Source organism: Afipia broomeae ATCC 49717 (genome assembly GCF_000314675.2).
Classification (GTDB): Bacteria; Pseudomonadota; Alphaproteobacteria; order Rhizobiales; family Xanthobacteraceae; genus Afipia; species Afipia broomeae.
Genome location: NZ_KB375282.1, coordinates 2,228,133 through 2,246,872, shown reverse-complemented (window position 1 = coordinate 2,246,872; position 18,740 = coordinate 2,228,133). Strand labels below are relative to the sequence as shown.

The following is an 18,740-nucleotide window of genomic DNA, read 5'->3' as shown; positions in this document are numbered from 1 at the left end:
CTCAGGGATTTCTTCAATTTCGGACCTGGGTTACGATTTGGTGCGGCCCATACCCGCTTTAACTTCGATTTGCACCGCGATAGAACGAAATCCTCAAAACGCGGATTTTTGTTACAAGGCCCTCCATGTCCAACGCATTCGTCCAGGCAGCCGTCATTCTGTTGCGTGAGGGCCTCGAGGCCATGCTCGTGATCGCAGCACTTGCGGGTTATCTCCGCAAGGTCGGTGGCGGCCACCGCGTCACGGCGCTCTATGGCGGCGCGCTCGCCGCAGTCGGTTGCAGCATCGTTACGGCGTGGTTGTTCGCGGTCCTTAATTCCGGTCAGCATAACGATGTTTTCGAAGCAATCGTGATCCTCTTTGCCGCCGCGCTGATGCTCTACGTCAGCGGCTGGCTGATGGTGAAGCAGGACCCGCGCGGCTGGCAGGATTATCTTGCCCACAAAGCGGATAGTGCGCTTGCGCAGGAGACGGCTTGGGCAGTTGGCGCGCTTGCGTTTTTCGCGGTGTTCCGTGAAGGTGCCGAAACCGTGCTTTTCATCAATGCGCTCGCGGTCACTGAAGGCGGCTGGAGCCTCGGACTGTTCGCCGGTCTCGCCGCCGCGACGGCCGGTCTCATCGTGTTGTTCTACTTCATCAATCTGATTGCGCGGAAAATCCCGCTGCGCCCGCTGTTCATCATTACGTCGGCATTCCTGTTCGCGATGGGCATCAAGTTTATCGGCGAAGCGATTCAGGAATTTCAGGAGCAGAGCCTGTTGCCTGTCACCGAATTGAAGAGCTTTGGCTGGCTCCAGTCACTCGGGCTGAATGCAACGCTTGAAGCTTTATCGGCTCAGCTTCTCGTCATTCTGTTCGCTCTTGCGACATTTTCAATCGTCCAGCGCAACGCACGCCTGAGCCGCGAGGACAAGGCCAAAGCGTCTGGAGCCGTGAAGACCTGAATTTCTGAAAGCACTTTTGCTCTCTGCATATTGAAGAACGCGGCGCCATGCCCGGCGCCGCGTTCTTGCATTTCAGAAGCCGCCTTAAGATTTAGGCCTTCAGCGCCTGATCGAGATCGGCAATCAGGTCTTCCTTGTCCTCGAGGCCGACCGAAAGCCGCACCACATCGACGCCTGCGCCGGCCTGCGCCTTTTGTGCATCGCTGAGCTGGCTGTGGGTGGTCGAAGCCGGGTGGATGATCAGCGACCGCGTATCGCCGACATTGGCCAGGTGAGAGAACAGTTTGACGTTCGACACCAGATTGATGCCTGCGTCATAGCCGCCCTTGAGACCGAAGGTGAACACCGCGCCTGCCCCTTTCGGCGAATATTTCCGGGCGAGGTTATGATAGCGGTCGCCGGGAAGGCCCGCATAGTTCACCCACGCCACCGCGGGATGCGCAGACAGCCATTCCGCGACAGCCTTGGCGTTATCGCAATGCCGCTGGACGCGCAGGCTCAGCGTTTCGATGCCGGTCAGAAGCAGGAACGCATTGAACGGAGACAATGCAGGGCCGAGATCGCGCAAGCCGATCACGCGCGCGGCGATTGCGAACGCGAAGTTACCGAAAGTCTCTTGCAGCTTGATGCCGTGATATTCCGGGCGCGGCTCGCTCAATACAGGGTAGCGGCCATCGCGCGACCAGTCGAACGTGCCCGCGTCCACGATGATGCCGCCAATGGAATTGCCATGGCCGCCGAGGAATTTCGTCGCCGAATGCAGGACGATGTCCGCGCCGTGATCGATCGGCTTGATGAGGTAGGGCGACGCCAGTGTATTGTCGACGATCAGCGGCACGCCGGCCTTGCGTGCGATGGCGGCGATGGCTTCGATGTCAGTCACCGTGCCGCCGGGGTTGGCAATCGACTCGATGAAGATCGCCTTGGTCTTCGGCGTCAGCGCCTTCTCGAAGGTCGAGACATCGTCGGTGTCCGCCCAGACGACGTTCCAGCCGAAGGCCTTGAATGAATGATTGAACTGATTGATCGAGCCGCCGTAGAGGCGCCGCGCTGCGATGAATTCATCGCCCGGCTGCAACAGCGCGTGAAACGTCACCAGTTGTGCCGCATGTCCCGATGCAACAGCCAGCGCAGCCGTGCCGCCTTCCAGCGCGGCAACGCGCTCTTCGAGCACGGCATTCGTCGGATTGCCGATGCGGGTGTAGATGTTGCCGAACGCCTGCAAGCCGAACAGCGAGGCGGCGTGGTCGGCGTCGTTAAATACGAACGATGTGGTCTGATAGATCGGCGTCGCGCGTGCGCCCGTGGTGGGGTCCGGCTGCGCGCCTGCGTGAATGGAGAGCGTGGAGAAGCCCGGCAATCTTTCTGTCATAGGGTGTCCTTCTAAGCGCCGCGAACGGGCATGGAGAAGATTATGCTGCGGGTGGATGCGCTCGGCGTCAAGCCGGTCGCGACGACTGGCCTTAACTGGTAATGAACCCGACGATTTCTCCCGCCGCGCTGAAACGATCGTTCTGCTGCGCGCCGTATTTAGGGCAGGTCGTTCTTGTCCTTTGCGGCGCGGTCGGCGGCCGCGGTTGCGCCGCCGCTCACACTGCTGCGATTCAATGACAGCCGCATGTTGCTGGTTGGAATCGGGGCGCGCTTCGAGCTGATGGTGCGCGAGTTGACGCCCACCCACTGGATTTCCGACGTTAGCCGGGCGTATTCGATCTTCGGACAGCGATTCATCACCACCTTGACGCCCGCGGCTTCAGCTCTCCTGGCGGCTGCGTCGTTGCGAACGCCGAGTTGCATCCAGATCACTTTCGGCAAGACCGGCAGCGCCAGCGCATCATCGACCACCGCCGCGGCGGCATCCGAATTGCGGAAGATATCGACCATATCGACGGGACGATCGATATCCTTCAGCGACGCGACGAAGGGCTTGCCGACGAGCGTCTTGCCGACCTGACCCGGATTGATCGGGATCATGTCATAGCCGCGCTCGACGAGATATTTGAAGGCGAAATAGCTCGGCCGCACATTGACCGGTGAGGCGCCGACCATGGCAATCGATTTCACGCCCGTGAGAATGGCGCGGATATAATTATCGTCGTAAGCGTCGTGGTTCACTTTAACTTCCATCTGTTTTCGTCATTGCGAGGAGCGGAGCGACGAAGCAATCCATCTCTCGATCGCAAAGGTAGATTGCGCGCTTCGCTCGCAATGATGAGCAATATGGATCAGCGGTCTTCCCACTTGGGGGCGCGCTTTTCGATGAATGCGCCGATGCCTTCCTGCGCGTCGCGCGCCATCATATTTTCGGCCATTACCTGCGCTGCATATGTATACGCGTCCGCGAGGTTCATCTCGGCTTGCCGGTAAAACGCTTCCTTGCCCACTTTCAGTGTATAGGCGGATTTCACAGCGATCCTGTTCGCGAGATCGATTGCGGCATCGCGTTCCGTTCCAGCCGGGACCACGCTGTTCACCAGCCCAAGCTCATACGCACGCTGTGCGGAGACGTGCTCGCCGGTGAGCAGCATGTGCATGGCGTGTTTGCGCGGCACATTGCGGGACAGGGCGACCATCGGGGTCGAACAGAACAGGCCGATATCGATTCCGGGCGTGCCAAACGTGGCCTGCTCGGACGCGACCGCCAGATCGCAGGTGGCCACCAGTTGGCAACCCGCCGCTGTCGCAACGCCCTGTACAGCGGCGACGACAGGCTTGGGCAGACGAACGATGGCCTGCATCATGTCGCTGCATGATTTCATCATATGCGAAAAGTAGGCCTTGCCCTTGTCCGCGTCGCTGCGGCGGGCGGTGAGTTCCTTGAGATCGTGACCGGACGAATACGCAGGACCCTGCGCGGCAATGACGACCGCGCGGACGCTTTTGTCGTCGCGGATGGAATCGATCGCTTCGTGGAGAGCGGCGATCATCCCTTCCGACAACGCGTTGCGTGTTTTGGGTGAATCGAGCGTGAGCACGGCGATGCCGCCGATCTGTTCGCGCAGAAGGGGCGAGGGGGCCTGCAATGGAGCACGTGATGTTTGCGCGGTCATAGTCTTTAGGCTCAGATCCGAGGTTCGCTTTTGGGTTCCGTCAGGCTCGCTATCGTGCTCACCCTAAGATACAAAACCGTCACATACGAGAGCAGGGCAGGACATACGTTCCATGAGCAAGGCGAAAATGACGGTGGCAGAACTCGAGGCGTTTCTCCACAGGGAGTTTCCGCAGGCCTTCGCCAGCGGCGAAATCCTGATCGAGAGCGCCGATGGTGCAACGAGCCTGCTGCGGCAGCCCTACAGCGAGCGGATGCTGCGCCCCGGCGGCACGGTCTCCGGTCCGACGCTGATGGCGCTGGCTGACTTTGCAATGTACGTGGTGCTGCTGTCCGCCATCGGTCCCGTTGGCCTCGCCGTTACGACCAGCCTCAACATCAATTTCTTGCGGAAAGGTCAGCCCGGCCAGGATGTGCTGGCTGCCGCGAAGCTGATGAAGCTCGGAAAGCGCCTCGCCGTCGGAGAAGTGAGCCTGTTATCAGGGACTTCGCCCGATCCGATCGCTCATGTCACCTCGACCTACTCCATTCCGAATATTTAGTGATTTCAGGGGTAATATAGCACCATATTTATAATTCACTGTTTTTACTGAGTTATTTCTGCTCAAATGGCATTGACGGTTGAGGGCGGGTTATCTAGAACCGCGTCCAGTCCGGCGATTGCGCCGGACGTTCCATTTCACGGACAACTCACATGAAGACGTTTTCGGCAAAGCCAGCCGAGGTCAACAAGAAGTGGGTGCTGATCGACGCCAAGGGTCTGGTCGTCGGTCGCCTCGCGACTTTGGTTGCCATGCGCCTGCGCGGCAAACACCTCCCGACTTACACCCCCCACGTCGATTGCGGTGACAACGTCATCATCATCAACGCGGCTCACGTCGTCCTCACCGGGCGCAAGCGTGACAACAAGGTTTACTACAACCACACCGGTTTCATCGGCGGCATCAAAGAGCGTACCGCGAAGTCGATCCTCGAAGGTCGCTTCCCTGAGCGCGTCGTCGAGAAGGCCATTGAGCGCATGATCCCGCGCGGTCCGCTCGGCCGTGTGCAACTCGGCAACCTCCGCGTTTATGCCGGCGCAGAACATCCCCACGAAGCACAGCAGCCTGAGGTCGTGGATATCGCATCGATGAATCGCAAGAACATGAGGGCCGCATAATGTCCGATACCATGCAGTCCCTCGATCAGCTCTCGGCGCTGAAGACCGCAGCGCCAGAAGCTCCGAAGTACGAGAAGAAGGTCGACAAGCAGGGCCGCGCTTATGCGACCGGCAAGCGCAAGGACGCCGTTGCGCGCGTCTGGATCAAGCCAGGCAACGGCAAGATCGTCGTCAACACCCGTGAGGTCGAGGTTTACTTTGCTCGTCCGGTGCTGCGCATGATGATCCAGCAGCCGATCGTCGCCGCTGCCCGTCAGGGCCAGTACGATGTAGTCTGCACCGTCGCCGGTGGTGGTCTGTCGGGCCAGGCTGGCGCTGTGCGTCACGGCATTTCGAAGGCTCTCACTCACTTCGAGCCGGATCTGCGCACCGTCCTCAAGAAGGGCGGCTTCCTGACCCGCGACTCGCGTGTCGTTGAACGTAAGAAGTACGGCAAGGCGAAAGCCCGCCGGTCCTTCCAGTTCTCGAAGCGCTAATCGTTTCGTTCAAATTTTCCGCAATCCGCGGAATCTACAAGATTCAAAAGGCGCCTTCGGGCGCCTTTTTCTGTTCCAGATGCCGCCGAATTGCAGCGATTTTTCCCGAAAATTTTGTGACCGCCGCAAACGGAGTGCCAAGACACGGTTGCTAGCCTCAACGATGGCTGAGGGGCTATTCCAGCTCCATCTGTTGTTAAAAAGCGCTGCATAGAACATGCCGGCTGGCACACATTTGTCTTTGGACATTTCGACGCTGTATCTCGTCGCGACGCTGGCGGCTGCATTGCTCGGCGCGATGCTGCTGTTCTTCTGGCGTCAGGAAAAGATCGCGGCCCTTGGCTGGTGGGGCGCGGCCTATATCCTCGGTGCGGCATCGGTTGCGCTGTGGACGGTCGGCGGGAATGATCTGGGCTGGGAACTGTCGCTCGCTGTAAACGCAGTTGGCTTTGTCGCCTGTGGCCTCGTATGGGATGCGGCCCGAGCCTTTCATGGCCGCCCGGCTAACTGGATCGGCGTGATCGCGGGGCCTGCGCTCTGGGTCGCGGCAGTCGTGGTGCTCGATCCCATCGATCCCGAAACCCGGATGCTGCTCGGCGCCGGCGTTGTTGCAATCTATGCCGCGCTGACCGCCGGCGAGTTGTGGCGCGAGCGGCGCAAGAGCCTGCGCGCGCGCTGGCCCGCGATCTTCGTGCCGCTGCTGCACGGCGTTGTCCTGATGCTGCCGGTTCTTCTTGGCGACCTGTACCGGTCCGCCGACACAAAGATCATGGCGCAGGTCTGGGTCGCGGCCTTTGCTGCCGAGCTCGTGATCTATGCGGTCGGTACGGTGTTCATCATCGTCATGCTGGTGTCGGAGCGGACGGTCAGCGCACACAAGACCGCAGCCTCCATCGATCCGCTGACAGGTCTCCTGAACCGGCGCGGCTTTGGTGAGGCAACATCGCGCATGATCGAGCGGGAAGCCAAGGCAGGCCGCCCTGTGACCGTGATGATTTTCGACATCGACCATTTCAAGTCGGTCAACGATCGCTTCGGCCATGCCGCGGGCGACGAAGTCCTCAAGGTCTTTTCCAATATCGTCGTTGCTTCGCTCCGCATGAGCGATCTCGTCGGCCGTGTAGGTGGCGAGGAGTTCGCCGCGCTGTTGCCGTGTTCGATCGATGAAGCGCTGCTCGCCGCGGAGCGCGTGCGCGAAGCGTTTGAGGCGTCCGGTGTGGCCATCGATGACGCGCCGCTGGAAACCACGGTCAGCATCGGTGTCGCAGGTGGCCCGGCCAATACCGAGCTAGAAGTGTTGATGGCCTCCGCTGACACCGCGCTCTATCAGGCCAAGCGCACCGGGCGTAATCGCGTCGAGGCCGCGGTCGAGCAACCGCTGTCGCTCGAGAACGCTCGCCGCAATCAGATCCGCAGCGGCGCACCGCAGCCGGACAAACCGGAGATGATCAGCGCGCCGGCGGAAGCTCACGCCTGACGAACTGCGGCGCTAACCGTCTGTTTACCATGCGCGCCGTACCATGCGGCATGACCATTGTACGCAGCCACGATTCACAAGCCGACATCAACGCACTCGAAGCGACCGTTGCCTCCGCGCGGGCCGGCTTTGCCTGCATGTTTTCGACATCCGATGAATATGAGAATGCCCTGATCACCGCGCGCCGGGCCGAGGGGCGCTATCGATCGGTGTTCGACTGGCAGCCGGTGATTCTGGGAGGCTGCGCGCTGGCGCTGCTGGGAGCGCTCGTGACCTTCATGTGAGGCTGTTAGCGCAGCAGTATGGTTTCAACAGGGCGCTCACGGCGCCCTTTGTCTTTTCCGGTTGGCCTTTTTGCGCTATTGCCCCCTTATAACCAGAAAGGGCGGACAACCATGATTACCGAAATCGCACAGATCGAAGTCAAGCCGGGCAGCGAGAAGGACTTCGAGGCGGCGGTCGCCAAGGCGGAATCGATTTTCAAACGCTGCAAGGGCTGGAAGAGTTTTGAACTGCACCGCTCGATCGAAAAGCCGTCGCGCTACCGGCTGCATATCAAGTGGGAAACCCTCGAAAACCACACGGTCGACTTCCGCGAGTCTTCAAACTTTCAGGAGTGGCGCGCGCTGGTCGGCCCGCATTTCGCGTCGCCGCCGGAGGTCGAGCACACCAACACGGTGGCGAGCTTCTGATAATTTCGGATCGTCATTGCGAGCGAAGCGAAGCAATCCATACTTGAGCGACAAGAACTGGATTGCTTCGTCGCTTACGCTCCTCGCAATGACGAAGATAGCATTATTAGGCCATCTTGAATTCCGGTTCGCGCACCTCGTCGTCTTCGCGCAAATAGGTGATGATCACCTTCACGATCGCCATCAGCGGCAGCGCCAGCGCCAGTCCCCACAGCCCGAACACCACGCCGAGCAGGATCTGGAACGCGAACAGCGTTGCCGGCGGGATGTCGAGCGCCTGACGCTGGATGATCGGTGTCAGAATGTAGCTTTCCAGCGCATGCACACCGAGGAACAGCACGAAGGCGCTGGCGGCGGCGACCCATCCCGAGGCAAGACTCGCCAGCACGATGATCAGCCCGCCGATCAGTGCGCCGACCGTCGGGATGAACGCCAGCAGTCCGGCCTGAATGCCGAGGATGAAGGAACTGTCGATCCCGATGATCGTCAGGCCAATCCATGTCACCAGGAACACGGCGGCCATGGTGATCATCTGCGCAATCAGCCAGCGCTCCAGCGTGTCGCTGATGCGATCGACCACGGTGGTGACGCTCTGGCGATGCTTCTTTGGCGCCAGCGCCAGCAGGCCTTTGCGGTACACGCCCGGCTGTGCCGCGAATGACAATCCCAAAAAAAGCACAATGAAGAAGTTGCCCACGGCGCTGACGGTGCCGAGCAGCAGCTTGAGGGTCTGGCTGACGATGGCGCCGCCGCCGGAGGCGAGGGCGCCGGCGCTGGGCAGGCCTTTCGGCAGGCCGGGCGAGGGGGCCGGAGCTGTTGCCGCAGGCGTGTCGGTGGTGCTCGCCGGCGTTGCTGTCACGCTGCCGAGTTCGAGATAGCTGGTGTCGACGCCGTGCTGTTCAAGGAACGTCTTCACGGTCACGAGCTGCGACTTGAGGGTGTTGCTCAGGACGGTAGCCTGCCGTGCGATGGTCGCGCCGCCGAGAAAGACGACACCGGACAGGAAGCCCGCCAGCACGACACAGACCAGCGCGAGGCGCAGCGCATGGGGTCCACCCATGACCTTCTGCAGGAGATGCGTCATGGCGGTCAGGGCGACGCCGAGCAGGATGCCCGCGAACACCAGAAACAGCGTGGCCGCATAATACCAGGCGAACAGCAGGAAGGCCGTGAAGGCGACGACGCCGATACCCCCCACTGCGATCGACCACGCAAGGTCACTGCGGGTCTGCACTCGGGGCTCGATTGGGGCTGACACGTGCTTTCCTCTTCCGTTATTGCGGGTTCAGTCTTTCCTGAAAGGCCGGGCCGGATCAAGAGAAGATGGCGTGACAGCCAAGCGCCATCGTTCCCGCGCATCGCGCGAGATGAGCTTTTCGTTCCCCCTCAAAGCGCACGAGGCCTGCCTCGTTCGCGCCCTCAATACGAGGGGCATGGAGCGCCGCGAGGCGCACCTTGTCTTTGTTTCGCTTCCGGCATCGCGTGCGAGGCGATGATCTTCCGAAAGCGCATCGCCTCACGGCGCTCCATTCGCGGCGATTTGTGAGCCGGGGACCGTACTTCCGGGTGAGGACGGGGGAGAAACTCAACCCCTGATCCGGCAGGCTTTCGCCTGCCTTCATCCAGCACCGCGTCCAGCCGGCGAACGGCAGAGCCACGTAGTTGGCCCGGACGGTCAACCCCGGCCTTCCGGACGCAACGGGTGCGAACCGTGCGCGCAGACGCCGCATCCTGCTCCGCTTCAAAAGCGCCCTCGAGAAGCGCCCCTCACGACCAGGACGATACGGACTATATTCCTAGATCGGGGCATGTCAAGCGTCGCGTCATCCTGAGGTGCGAGCCGCGTTTGCGGCGAGCCTCGAAGGATGCGTGGCAAACTGCGGATCGCGCAGTCATCCTTCGAGGCTCGCAAATGCTCTCACCTCTGGATGACGATTCAGAATGTGCCGTCATTGCGAGGAGCGACGCGACGAAGCAATCCAGTCTTTCGCGGCGACACGTGAAGATGGATTGCTTCGCTGCGCTCGCAATGACGAGCGTGAGCGTTTAGGTCTCCCGCGCAATTTTCTCCGCGTCGTCCCCGCGCAGGCGGGGACCCATACTCCCTGAATTATCGATTTGAGGGAAATGCCGGAGCGATCTTCTCGTCGCCACCATAACTTTCGGTGGTTATGGGTCCCCGCCTGCGCGGGGACGACATCGGATGTGATTGCATCGAACCGTATCTGGTCTCAAACAAAAAAGGCGCCCCGTTAGGAGCGCCTTTCCGTTTGCATAAGCTGAGTTCAGCTTACTGCGAGTAGTACATTTCGAATTCGACCGGATGCGGGGTCATCTCAAACCGCGCGACTTCGGTCATCTTCAGTTCGATGAAGCTGTCGATGAAGTCGTCGTCGAACACACCGCCGGCCTTGAGGAACGCACGGTCCTTGTCGAGGTTCTCGAGCGCCTCGCGGAGCGAACCGCACACCGTCGGAATGGTCTTCAGTTCTTCCTTCGGCAGATCGTACAGATCCTTGTCCATCGCCGGGCCCGGATCGATCTTGTTCTTGATGCCGTCGAGGCCGGCCATCAGCATCGCCGCGAAGGCGAGGTAGGGGTTCGCCATCGGATCGGGGAAACGCACCTCGACGCGCTTCGCCTTCGGCGAGGTCGTGTAGGGGATGCGGCAGGAGGCCGAACGGTTGCGCGCCGAGTAGGCGAGCAGCACCGGCGCTTCATAGCCCGGGACCAGACGCTTGTAGGAGTTGGTCGACGGATTGGTGAAGGCGTTGATGGCCTTGGCGTGCTTGATGATGCCGCCGATGTAGTGGAGGCAGGTCTCGGAGAGGTCGGCGTACTTGTTGCCGGCGAAGGTGGGCTTGCCGTCCTTCCAGATCGACTGGTGCACGTGCATGCCCGAGCCGTTGTCGCCGTAAACCGGCTTCGGCATGAAGGTGGCGGTCTTGCCGTAGATGTGCGCGACCTGATGGATGCAGTACTTGTAGATCTGCATCTGGTCGGCCATGTGGGTCAGCGTGTCGAACTTCATGCCGAGTTCGTGCTGGGCGGAAGCGACTTCGTGATGATGCTTCTCGACCTTGACGCCCATCTTGGCCATCGAGCCGAGCATTTCCGAGCGCATGTCCTGCACCGAGTCCTGCGGCGGGACGGGGAAGTAGCCGGCCTTGGTGCGGATGCGGTGGCCGAGGTTGCCGCCCTCGTACTCGGTGTCCGAGTTGATCGGCAGCTCGGAGGAGTCCAGCTTGAAGCCGGTGTTGTAGGGCGTGGTCTGGAAGCGCACGTCGTCGAACACGAAGAACTCGGCTTCCGGGCCGACGAACACGGTGTCGCCGACGCCGAGCGCCTTGACCTGGGCTTCCGCCTTCTTGGCGATGCCGCGCGGGTCGCGGTTGTAGGGCTCGCCGGTCGACGGCTCGAGAATGTCGCAGACGATGACCATGGTGGTCTCCGCGAAGAACGGATCGATCGTCGCGGTCGCCGGATCGGGCATCAGGGTCATGTCGGACTCGTTGATGGCCTTCCAGCCGGCGATCGAGGAGCCGTCGAACATCGTGCCTTCGGCGAAGATGTCCTCGTCGATCATCGAGACGTCGAAGGTTACGTGCTGCCACTTGCCGCGCGGATCGGTGAAACGCAGGTCGACGTATTTTACGTCGTTGTCCTTGATCGACTTGAGGACGTCTTTGGCGGTCTTCATGAATACCCCTTATGTCTGCTTTGGCTTTGGCGTTCGTCGTGGAATGGTCTGGATACGGCGGGAACCTCGGCCAGCAGGAGGCTGCCGGCGAGGTGAGGGCGGATGAGGCTGGTCAGCTTCAAATGGCGTCGAGGCCGGACTCTCCCGTTCTGATGCGGATGGCTTCCTCAACGTTGGATACGAATATCTTACCGTCGCCGATACGGCCAGTCTGCGCGGCGCGCCTGATGGCGTCTATGGCTTTCTCGACAAGATCGTCGCCGATCACAATCTCAATCTTCACCTTGGGCAGGAAGTCCACGATATATTCGGCGCCGCGGTAAAGTTCGGCATGACCCTTCTGGCGGCCGAAGCCCTTGGCTTCGGTGACGGTAATGCCCTGAATTCCAACTTCCTGAAGGGCCTCTTTCACCTCGTCGAGTTTGAAGGGCTTGATGATGGCCTCGATCTTTTTCACTGAACGTCTCCCCGGCACTTCTACTGGCCTGTCTGTACTTCCATATCGCGCGATGGACGCGCTCGTCACGTCGGTTCGTCGTCACATCGTGGCCGCGGGAAGGTGAACAACCCGGAAAACGATAGCTGGCCCGCCTGGCTTCTGCCGGTGAGCGAGACAATCCGAAAGCCTCCCCTTAAAAGCAGGGTCTGTGCCAATTTATTAAGACGTGGAATTGGGCAACAAGATCATTCAGTTAGTGGGTGCTGTGCCTGTTTGTGCGGCTAATGCCGCAAGAGTGGAAGGCTATGAATTAGGCAATTGCATAAAAATTAGACTGACACTTTCCACCTCTCTCCTATCAGAGTGCCTCTGGATGAGGCGAACCGAACAGGCGAACAGCAAATGGAGCTCCTGACAGTCGCCGAGATGGCAAGCGCGGACCAGGCCGCGATGGCGGGCGGCACCAGCGGATTTGCCCTGATGCGAAGCGCCGGACAGGCGGTCGCGCTGGCGGCCGAGGCGATGGCGGAGCGGGGGCGGATTCTCGTCGTCGCGGGCCGTGGCAACAACGGCGGCGACGGTTTCATTGCGGCAGCCGAACTGGCGGCGCGCGGGCGGGACGTCTCGGTCATTCTGCTGTGCGACCGCGCCTCCCTGAGGGGCGACGCTGCGTTCGCCGCCGAAGAGTGGAACGGCGCTGTCCTGCCGTGCGATCCGCAGGCGATCGGCAAACCCAACCTCATTATCGATGCGCTGTTCGGCGCGGGTCTCAATCGTCCGGTGAAGGGCGACCCCCATGCGATGATCGCGGCGATGAACGCCAGCGGCGTTCCGATCCTGAGCGTCGATCTGCCGAGCGGCATCAATGGCGACACCGGCGAAGTGATGGGCATCGCGGTGGAGGCGTCCGCCACCGTCACGTTTTTCCGCCGCAAGCCGGGTCATCTGCTGCTGCCGGGGCGCGTTCACTGCGGCGAAGTCGATGTGGCCGACATCGGCATCGACGCCGACGTGCTCGACAGGATCGCACCAAAGACATTCGAGAACGTTCCGGACCTGTGGGCCGATGGGTTTCCGTTTCCGCAGGCCGACGGCCACAAGTATGCGCGCGGCCACGCGGTGGTCGTCTCCGGCGATGTTGTCTCGACAGGCGCGGCGCGTCTTGCGGCGCGGGCCGCGCTGCGCGCCGGTGCAGGGCTGGTCACGGTGGCGTCGCCGCGCGATGCGCTCGCGGTCAATGCCGCCGCGCTGACGTCGGTGATGGTGCGCGAGACCGAGACGCCGAAGCAGTTCGGTGAGCTGCTTGCCGATAAACGGCTCAAGGCCTGTGTGATCGGGCCGGGGGCGGGTGTCGGTGAGCGCACGCGCGAGATCGTGCATGCGGCGCTGTCCGCGCATCGCGGCGTGGTGCTTGATGCCGATGCGCTGACGAGTTTCGCCGGTGCCCCCGAAACGCTGTTTGCCGCGATCAAAAAACAAAACGATCCACAGGTTATCCTCACCCCGCATGATGGCGAATTCGGACGCCTGTTCAGTGCCTTGCGATCTGATAATCCACATGGGTCGAAGCTTGAACATGCGCGGCTAGCCGCAGTTCGATCGGGCGCTGTGGTGCTGCTGAAAGGCGCTGACACGGTTGTCGCGGCGCCGGATGGGCGCGCGGCCATCACCGCGAATGCGCCGCCGTGGCTTGCGACGGCGGGATCGGGCGATGTGCTGGCCGGGATCATCGGCGGCTTGCTGGCGCAGGGCGTACCGGCCTTTGAGGCCGCCTGTATCGGCGCATGGATGCATGGCGAGGCGGGGCAGGAGTTTGGTCCGGGCCTGATCGCCGAGGATCTTCCGGAGATGCTGCCGGCGGTGCTGCGCAATCTCTACGACGAAATCGGCATCGCTTACTGATCAGAGCGTGATGCGAGTTCTTTTCACCTCTCCCCACGGGAGAGGGGGTTCTATCTCGCTCGCGTCTGGGGCAAGCGTTTTCAAGTCGCCTGGATCAGATGGGTCACTCCACCGCATAACTGCGGACGAGTTTCGGTGCGGCCCAGTTGATTGCGGTCGCTTCCATCAGCCAGCGGCCCGGATACTCGGCAAGGAATGCGATGCGCTGGGTCTGGCCCTTGTCGAGCATCAGTGTGTCGAGCCAGAACGGTTTCCAGCCGTCGTCGAGACGGTCGAGCAGGCGGAAGTGATGACCGTGCAGGCGGAAGGCGATGGGAGTCGCGGTGGGATTGCTGATGGCCATCACGACGGTCCGTCCGCGCTTGACGGCATAGGCCGCTGGCGTCGCCGCCGAGAAACCGGCGGGTGTGACCCACTGCGCTTTCGGGTCGAGCGAGAGATCGCTGCGCAGCGCGCCTTGAAGATTCAGCCGCGCGGGCAGATTGCCTGACGGCAAGGCGTCTGCTGGCGGCAACGGCGCGGCGCGGACCGGCGCGTCGTTCGACATCGTGATCTGCGCGATCGTGCGCGGGCCGGTGCCGTCATGCAGGATGATCTTTGAGATTGTTCCCGGTGCGCGGGTCGCATCGATGAACGCATCGATCCGGGAACCGGGCGCGAGCACGAGTTGTCCGTCACGGGCTGCGAACGGTTCGGCGGGTGCGCCGTCGACCGCCATCACGCGCACATCGTGATTTTCGATTCGCAGACCGATAGGCGAGCGCGCGCCGCCGTTGATGAAACGCAGCCGCAGCCGCTCGTTGACCCTGGCGGTGATATCGAGGCTCGGCTGTCCGTTGACGGTGTATGCGGGGGTGGTGCCGTCCGGGCTGGTTCCCGGAAGAATAGCGCTGCCGTCCGGCTTCACGCGCCATTCCTCGATCAGCAGGACGTCGTCGCGGTCCACTGGGACCGGCGGATTGTCCTCAACGATCAGAGCGCGGGCGGCCGTGGGCAGCCCTGAGGTTTCGCCAAGCTGCGCGTTGACCAGACACGTTCCCGACTGACGCAGGGACACGGTGAACGTGGCCCGCCCGCCCGGCAGGACGGGGGCTTGTCCGGTCAGCGGGGATGCCGCCTGCGCGCCGTCGATTCCGAGCCAGTTCAGCACGACAGGAGCGGAGAGTTCATTTGAAAGCGTAACGGCGAGGTCGCCCTTCGGGAATCGCAGGGGGCCTGACGCGCCGGTCTCCAGCGCCCAGATCTGGCTTTTGGGCAGGCCTGCGCCCAGCATCGCCGCCGCAGGCCGGGCCCGCAGGGCCACGGCGGCCCCGGTCTGCGCCGATGCCTTTCCCTGAGCAAAAGCCGGCAGCCGCAGCGCGGAGGCAACGGCGGCTCCGCCCAGTCCGGCCAGCAAAACCCGTCTGGAAGGCGAAAAAACCTGATTTGTCATGGTCGTTTTCATGGCCCATGCGGACCATTTTCCGCACCCCGTGTCCAGCGCGCGCTTGGCCGCGGCGGCGGACCTGCCTGCGCGCCCTAAGGCCGCGTTGCGAAAGCCATTTTTTTGGCTCGCGCAGCGGGTACACCATGTTATAAGCCCGCCGCTCGCGGCTGTGCCGGGACAGACAACCACTGCGCGCTCGTGGCGGAATTGGTAGACGCGCTGGGTTTAGGTTCCAGTGTCGAAAGATGTGGGGGTTCGAGTCCCTCCGAGCGCACCAGGCGCGATTTTTCGTTTGCGCGAAATTCTGGAGGAGATGTTCCTCGCGGGAACGTGTCCGCCGCACCACCGATGCATCCGAACGGCCCAGCGGCCGAATGGTTTGTATCCAACAGATTTACAACGACCCGGCGACGCCGGGTCAAGCCGGAAGAAGATTGACGCCATGCAGGTTACCGAGACCCTCGCCGAGGGATTGAAGCACGAGTTCAAGGTCAGCGTTCCCGCGTCGGATATCGATGCCAAGGTTGATGCCCGTCTTGTCGACATGAAGGACAAGGTCCGGCTGAACGGTTTCCGTCCCGGCAAGGTGCCTGTCGCTCACCTCAAGAAGGTCTACGGCCGCTCCGTCGCCGCCGAGACCGTCGAGCAGTTGATCCGTGACACCAACGCAGGGATCTTCACCGAGCGCGGTTTCCGTCTCGCGACCGAACCCAAGGTCACGATGCCGACCGAGGAAAAGGAAATCGAAGACATTCTCGCGGGCAAGTCCGACCTGAACTATTCGGTCGCGATCGAAGTGGTGCCGGCGATCGAACTGGCTGACTTCAAGACCTTCAACGTCGAGAAGCCGGTGGCGGAAGTGACCGACGCCGACATCGACGAAGCGCTGAAGCGCATCGCTGACCAGAGCCGCCCCTATGAGGCAAAGGCGGAAGGCGCGAAGGCCGAGAAGGGCGATCGCGTCACCGTTGCCTTCAAGGGCACCATCGACGGCGTGGCGTTCGACGGCGGCACCGGCGAGAACATCCAGGTCGTGATCGGCTCGAACACCTTCATTCCGGGTTTCGAAGACCAACTCATCGGCATCGCGTCGGGCGAAACCCGCAACGTGAAGGCCTCGTTCCCGAAGAACTATGCCGCGCCGAATCTCGCCGGCAAGGACGCGGAATTCGAGACCACCGCGAGCCTGATCGAAGCTCCGCAGGAGTCGAAGGTCGATGACGAGTTCGCCAAGAACCTCGGCATGGAATCGCTCGACAAGCTGAAGGAAGCCATGCGCGAGCGCCTCGTGCAGGAATTCTCCGGCGCCTCGCGCCAGCGCGTGAAGCGCACGCTGCTCGACAAGCTCGACGAGACCCACAAGTTCGGTCCGCCGCCATCGCTGGTGGAGGAAGAGTTCAACCTGATGTGGAACTCGATCAAGGCCGAGATGGAATCGACCGGCAAGACCTTTGCCGACGAAGACACCACCGAAGAGAAGGCGAAAGAAGAGTACCGGAAGATCGCGGACCGCCGCGTCCGCCTCGGCCTCGTCCTCTCCGAGATCGGCGAGAAGAACAAGATCACCGTGACCGACGATGAAGTCAGCCGTGCGCTGATCGACCGCGCGCGCCAGTCGCCGGGCCGCGAGAAGGAAGTGTGGGATTTCTATCGCAACAATCCGAACGCGCTGGCCCAGCTCCGCGCGCCGATCTACGAGGACAAGGTCGTCGATTTCATTCTTGAGCTTGCCAACGTGACCGAGAAAAAGGTCTCGCGCGACGATCTGCTCAAGGAAGAAGAAGACAAGACCGCGGCCTGAGCGCCGGCTCCAGCAACAGGACCGATCATCGCCGGTTATGGCCGGGGGTGATCGGGCCGTGAATGGATCACGGCATCCAGAACGACCGACAGAACCGTATCGGTTCCGTCGGTGATCTGGCTCCGGACCGTGACCACGGCATTTCTCTTTTCAGGCCGGAGCGCGATCGCCGCGATTTCGGCTTGCCCCGTGAGCGTCATGCCGGGGCGCACAGGTCTCTGAAACCTGGATTCGATGCGGGTGCCCGCGACGCCGGCGACCTGCCTCCACATCGCCTCGACAATCAGCCGCTGATAGATCGCCGTGGTGTGCAATCCGCTGGCGATGAGGCCGCCGAATGGGCCGTTTGCCGCGGCGACCGGATCGATGTGGATGAAGAGGGGATCGAAACGCTCCGCAAATTCGATGATTTCGGCTTGTTCGATCGGGTAGGTGCGAAACGGAAAACGTTGTCCGACCGTGAGATCTTCGGCGTAAAGCATGCGGGTCCGGTTCCTGGCTGCGGAGCGGCCGACGATAGCAGGCCGGTTTCGCTTGGCCATTACCTCCCGGATAGGCGGGAAACGGCGAAAACCATTAACGATACACGCCAGAATAGCGTGTCCGGTTGGAGCGCGTCGCTTTTCGCCTCCGGCCGAATCGGCTTCAACTGACCTTTTCCCGCTCTTGTGGCAGGGCTCTCCTGCTATATCTGTAGGGTCCGACCCTTCTGCATCACGAGGCGATTCGTCTGCCGGAACCCATCAAGCCCTCGGTCGTCCGGCTGTGCCTCAACTAACCTTCAGGTGATAAATGCGCGATCCCGTTGAAACCTACATGAACCTCGTGCCGATGGTGGTCGAGCAGACCAACCGTGGCGAGAGGGCGTACGACATTTTCTCGCGCCTCCTGAAAGAGCGCATCATTTTCGTGACCGGTCCGGTTGAGGACGGCATGTCGGTGCTGGTCGTCGCGCAGCTCCTGTTCCTCGAAGCCGAGAATCCCAAGAAGGAAATCTCGATGTACATCAACTCGCCGGGCGGCGTGGTGACATCGGGTCTGGCGATCTACGACACCATGCAGTTCATTCGCCCGCCGGTCTCCACGCTCTGCACGGGGCAGGCCGCGTCGATGGGTTCGCTGTTGCTCGCAGCAGGCCACAAGGACATGCGCTTTTCGCTGCCGAACTCGCGGATCATGGTCCACCAGCCCTCGGGCGGCTTCCAGGGCCAGGCCACCGACATCATGCTGCACGCTCAGGAAATCCTGAACCTGAAGAAGCGGCTGAACGAAATCTACGTCAAGCACACCGGCCAGCCCTACAAGGCGATCGAGGACGCGCTGGAACGCGACAAGTTCCTGACCGCCGAAATGGCGAAGGACTTCGGCCTGGTCGACAAGGTGATCGACAAGCGCGCCGAGGAAACGACGCCGAAGGCGCCGTAACTCAGGTTCCCGGCCTATCGTGACAGTCAATGCGGACGCCTTCGGGCGTCCGTTTTCGTTTGGATGGCACTAGCCAATTGGATAGGTGGTTTTTGCGGTTTCGTCCGCGGGCCGTACTTGACCGCAATCTGTTATTGGCCGCTAATTATCCCAATTGATCCGGGACTTTTGGCCCGTCTTATTTCGATCTGTATTTTTTGGACGGTCTCCAATTGCACTCCGGACACACCGCATTTTCGGTGGCTATGAC

Annotated in this window: 18 protein-coding genes and 1 tRNA gene; 11 read left to right on the top strand and 8 right to left on the bottom strand. The window is 61.6% G+C overall.

What is annotated here, in order from left to right; translation table 11 throughout:
* The first annotated feature begins 125 nt into the window (after positions 1 to 125).
* Positions 126 to 944: an FTR1 family iron permease gene (locus HMPREF9695_RS10365; RefSeq protein WP_006020803.1), complete on the top strand. Its 819-nt coding sequence runs from the start codon at positions 126 to 128 to the stop codon at positions 942 to 944.
* A gap of 91 nt (positions 945 to 1,035) precedes the next feature.
* Here the strand turns inward: HMPREF9695_RS10365 and HMPREF9695_RS10360 are convergent, their stop codons facing one another.
* The 3 genes from HMPREF9695_RS10360 to HMPREF9695_RS10350 all read right to left on the bottom strand — a co-directional run bounded on the left by HMPREF9695_RS10360 (position 1,036) and on the right by HMPREF9695_RS10350 (position 3,994).
* Complete coding sequence (locus HMPREF9695_RS10360) at positions 1,036 to 2,316, bottom strand: O-acetylhomoserine aminocarboxypropyltransferase (protein ID WP_006020802.1); 1,281 nt, start codon at positions 2,314 to 2,316, stop codon at positions 1,036 to 1,038.
* A 158-nt stretch (positions 2,317 to 2,474) separates the two neighbouring features.
* Entirely contained in the window at positions 2,475 to 3,059 is a 585-nt protein-coding gene (locus HMPREF9695_RS10355; protein WP_041712072.1) for a CoA-binding protein, read from the bottom strand.
* 110 nt (positions 3,060 to 3,169) lie between these two features.
* Positions 3,170 to 3,994 carry an enoyl-CoA hydratase gene (locus tag HMPREF9695_RS10350; RefSeq protein ID WP_006020800.1) on the bottom strand — a complete coding sequence of 275 codons (825 nt, stop codon included), beginning with the start codon at positions 3,992 to 3,994 and terminating at the stop codon, positions 3,170 to 3,172.
* A 112-nt stretch (positions 3,995 to 4,106) separates the two neighbouring features.
* Between HMPREF9695_RS10350 and HMPREF9695_RS10345 the strand changes: the two genes are divergently transcribed.
* From HMPREF9695_RS10345 to HMPREF9695_RS10320, 6 genes are all read left to right on the top strand, one after another.
* Entirely contained in the window at positions 4,107 to 4,535 is a 429-nt protein-coding gene (locus HMPREF9695_RS10345) for a PaaI family thioesterase (protein WP_006020799.1), read from the top strand.
* Positions 4,536 to 4,687: 152 nt separating this feature from the next.
* The gene (rplM, locus tag HMPREF9695_RS10340) at positions 4,688 to 5,152 is read left to right on the top strand and encodes a 50S ribosomal protein L13 (protein WP_006020798.1); all 465 of its coding nucleotides are present in this window, start codon (positions 4,688 to 4,690) and stop codon (positions 5,150 to 5,152) included.
* Positions 5,152 to 5,628 carry a 30S ribosomal protein S9 gene (gene rpsI, locus HMPREF9695_RS10335; RefSeq protein ID WP_006020797.1) on the top strand — a complete coding sequence of 159 codons (477 nt, stop codon included), beginning with the start codon at positions 5,152 to 5,154 and terminating at the stop codon, positions 5,626 to 5,628. The genes rplM and rpsI overlap by 1 nt, the downstream gene beginning before the upstream one ends.
* Positions 5,629 to 5,845: 217 nt before the next feature.
* Positions 5,846 to 7,105, top strand: coding sequence for a GGDEF domain-containing protein (locus HMPREF9695_RS10330; protein ID WP_006020796.1), 1,260 nt, complete (start codon positions 5,846 to 5,848; stop codon positions 7,103 to 7,105).
* 50 nt (positions 7,106 to 7,155) lie between these two features.
* Entirely contained in the window at positions 7,156 to 7,389 is a 234-nt protein-coding gene (locus HMPREF9695_RS10325) for a hypothetical protein (RefSeq protein ID WP_041711643.1), read from the top strand.
* Between the two features lie 111 nt (positions 7,390 to 7,500).
* Positions 7,501 to 7,797, top strand: a complete 297-nt coding sequence (locus HMPREF9695_RS10320) for an antibiotic biosynthesis monooxygenase family protein (RefSeq protein ID WP_006020794.1) — start codon at positions 7,501 to 7,503, stop codon at positions 7,795 to 7,797.
* A gap of 106 nt (positions 7,798 to 7,903) precedes the next feature.
* Here the strand turns inward: HMPREF9695_RS10320 and HMPREF9695_RS10315 are convergent, their stop codons facing one another.
* The 3 genes from HMPREF9695_RS10315 to HMPREF9695_RS10305 form a co-directional block, all read right to left on the bottom strand.
* Positions 7,904 to 9,055 carry an AI-2E family transporter gene (locus tag HMPREF9695_RS10315; protein ID WP_006020793.1) on the bottom strand — a complete coding sequence of 384 codons (1,152 nt, stop codon included), beginning with the start codon at positions 9,053 to 9,055 and terminating at the stop codon, positions 7,904 to 7,906.
* Between the two features lie 1,032 nt (positions 9,056 to 10,087).
* A complete protein-coding gene (gene glnA / locus HMPREF9695_RS10310; RefSeq protein WP_006020792.1) occupies positions 10,088 to 11,497 on the bottom strand; it encodes a type I glutamate--ammonia ligase in 1,410 nt (469 codons plus the stop codon).
* A gap of 118 nt (positions 11,498 to 11,615) precedes the next feature.
* Positions 11,616 to 11,954, bottom strand: a complete 339-nt coding sequence (locus HMPREF9695_RS10305; protein WP_006020791.1) for a P-II family nitrogen regulator — start codon at positions 11,952 to 11,954, stop codon at positions 11,616 to 11,618.
* Between the two features lie 384 nt (positions 11,955 to 12,338).
* On the opposite strand from HMPREF9695_RS10305, the gene HMPREF9695_RS10300 reads away from it, so the two are divergent.
* Positions 12,339 to 13,838: a bifunctional ADP-dependent NAD(P)H-hydrate dehydratase/NAD(P)H-hydrate epimerase gene (locus HMPREF9695_RS10300; protein WP_006020790.1), complete on the top strand. Its 1,500-nt coding sequence runs from the start codon at positions 12,339 to 12,341 to the stop codon at positions 13,836 to 13,838.
* A gap of 103 nt (positions 13,839 to 13,941) precedes the next feature.
* Here the strand turns inward: HMPREF9695_RS10300 and HMPREF9695_RS10295 are convergent, their stop codons facing one another.
* Positions 13,942 to 15,270, bottom strand: a complete 1,329-nt coding sequence (locus HMPREF9695_RS10295) for a multicopper oxidase family protein (RefSeq protein ID WP_041712070.1) — start codon at positions 15,268 to 15,270, stop codon at positions 13,942 to 13,944.
* 186 nt (positions 15,271 to 15,456) lie between these two features.
* Between HMPREF9695_RS10295 and HMPREF9695_RS10290 the strand changes: the two genes are divergently transcribed.
* Both HMPREF9695_RS10290 and tig read left to right on the top strand, forming a co-directional pair.
* Positions 15,457 to 15,541 (top strand) — tRNA-Leu (locus tag HMPREF9695_RS10290).
* Positions 15,542 to 15,706: 165 nt separating this feature from the next.
* Positions 15,707 to 17,065 (top strand): trigger factor, encoded by a 1,359-nt coding sequence (gene tig / locus HMPREF9695_RS10285; protein WP_006020788.1) that lies wholly within the window; start codon positions 15,707 to 15,709, stop codon positions 17,063 to 17,065.
* A 35-nt stretch (positions 17,066 to 17,100) separates the two neighbouring features.
* On the opposite strand, the gene HMPREF9695_RS10280 is transcribed toward tig, so the two are convergent.
* Positions 17,101 to 17,547, bottom strand: a complete 447-nt coding sequence (locus HMPREF9695_RS10280) for a MaoC/PaaZ C-terminal domain-containing protein (protein WP_006020787.1) — start codon at positions 17,545 to 17,547, stop codon at positions 17,101 to 17,103.
* A 310-nt stretch (positions 17,548 to 17,857) separates the two neighbouring features.
* Here HMPREF9695_RS10280 and HMPREF9695_RS10275 point away from each other — a divergent pair, with 310 nt between their 5' ends.
* Positions 17,858 to 18,490: an ATP-dependent Clp protease proteolytic subunit gene (locus HMPREF9695_RS10275; RefSeq protein ID WP_006020786.1), complete on the top strand. Its 633-nt coding sequence runs from the start codon at positions 17,858 to 17,860 to the stop codon at positions 18,488 to 18,490.
* The last annotated feature ends 250 nt before the right edge of the window (positions 18,491 to 18,740 follow it).

What these genes read in the sequence shown, in the direction of transcription:
- HMPREF9695_RS10365 (WP_006020803.1), top strand. Translation starts at nt 126, where the DNA reads ATGTCCAACGCATTCGTCCAGGCAGCCGTCATTCTGTTGCGTGAGGGC.
- HMPREF9695_RS10360 (WP_006020802.1), bottom strand. Translation starts at nt 2,316, where the DNA reads ATGACAGAAAGATTGCCGGGCTTCTCCACGCTCTCCATTCACGCAGGC.
- HMPREF9695_RS10350 (WP_006020800.1), bottom strand. Translation starts at nt 3,994, where the DNA reads ATGACCGCGCAAACATCACGTGCTCCATTGCAGGCCCCCTCGCCCCTT.
- HMPREF9695_RS10345 (WP_006020799.1), top strand. Translation starts at nt 4,107, where the DNA reads ATGAGCAAGGCGAAAATGACGGTGGCAGAACTCGAGGCGTTTCTCCAC.
- rplM (WP_006020798.1), top strand. Translation starts at nt 4,688, where the DNA reads ATGAAGACGTTTTCGGCAAAGCCAGCCGAGGTCAACAAGAAGTGGGTG.
- rpsI (WP_006020797.1), top strand. Translation starts at nt 5,152, where the DNA reads ATGTCCGATACCATGCAGTCCCTCGATCAGCTCTCGGCGCTGAAGACC.
- HMPREF9695_RS10330 (WP_006020796.1), top strand. Translation starts at nt 5,846, where the DNA reads ATGCCGGCTGGCACACATTTGTCTTTGGACATTTCGACGCTGTATCTC.
- HMPREF9695_RS10325 (WP_041711643.1), top strand. Translation starts at nt 7,156, where the DNA reads ATGACCATTGTACGCAGCCACGATTCACAAGCCGACATCAACGCACTC.
- HMPREF9695_RS10320 (WP_006020794.1), top strand. Translation starts at nt 7,501, where the DNA reads ATGATTACCGAAATCGCACAGATCGAAGTCAAGCCGGGCAGCGAGAAG.
- glnA (WP_006020792.1), bottom strand. Translation starts at nt 11,497, where the DNA reads ATGAAGACCGCCAAAGACGTCCTCAAGTCGATCAAGGACAACGACGTA.
- HMPREF9695_RS10300 (WP_006020790.1), top strand. Translation starts at nt 12,339, where the DNA reads ATGGAGCTCCTGACAGTCGCCGAGATGGCAAGCGCGGACCAGGCCGCG.
- HMPREF9695_RS10295 (WP_041712070.1), bottom strand. Translation starts at nt 15,270, where the DNA reads ATGACAAATCAGGTTTTTTCGCCTTCCAGACGGGTTTTGCTGGCCGGA.
- tig (WP_006020788.1), top strand. Translation starts at nt 15,707, where the DNA reads ATGCAGGTTACCGAGACCCTCGCCGAGGGATTGAAGCACGAGTTCAAG.
- HMPREF9695_RS10280 (WP_006020787.1), bottom strand. Translation starts at nt 17,547, where the DNA reads ATGCTTTACGCCGAAGATCTCACGGTCGGACAACGTTTTCCGTTTCGC.
- HMPREF9695_RS10275 (WP_006020786.1), top strand. Translation starts at nt 17,858, where the DNA reads ATGCGCGATCCCGTTGAAACCTACATGAACCTCGTGCCGATGGTGGTC.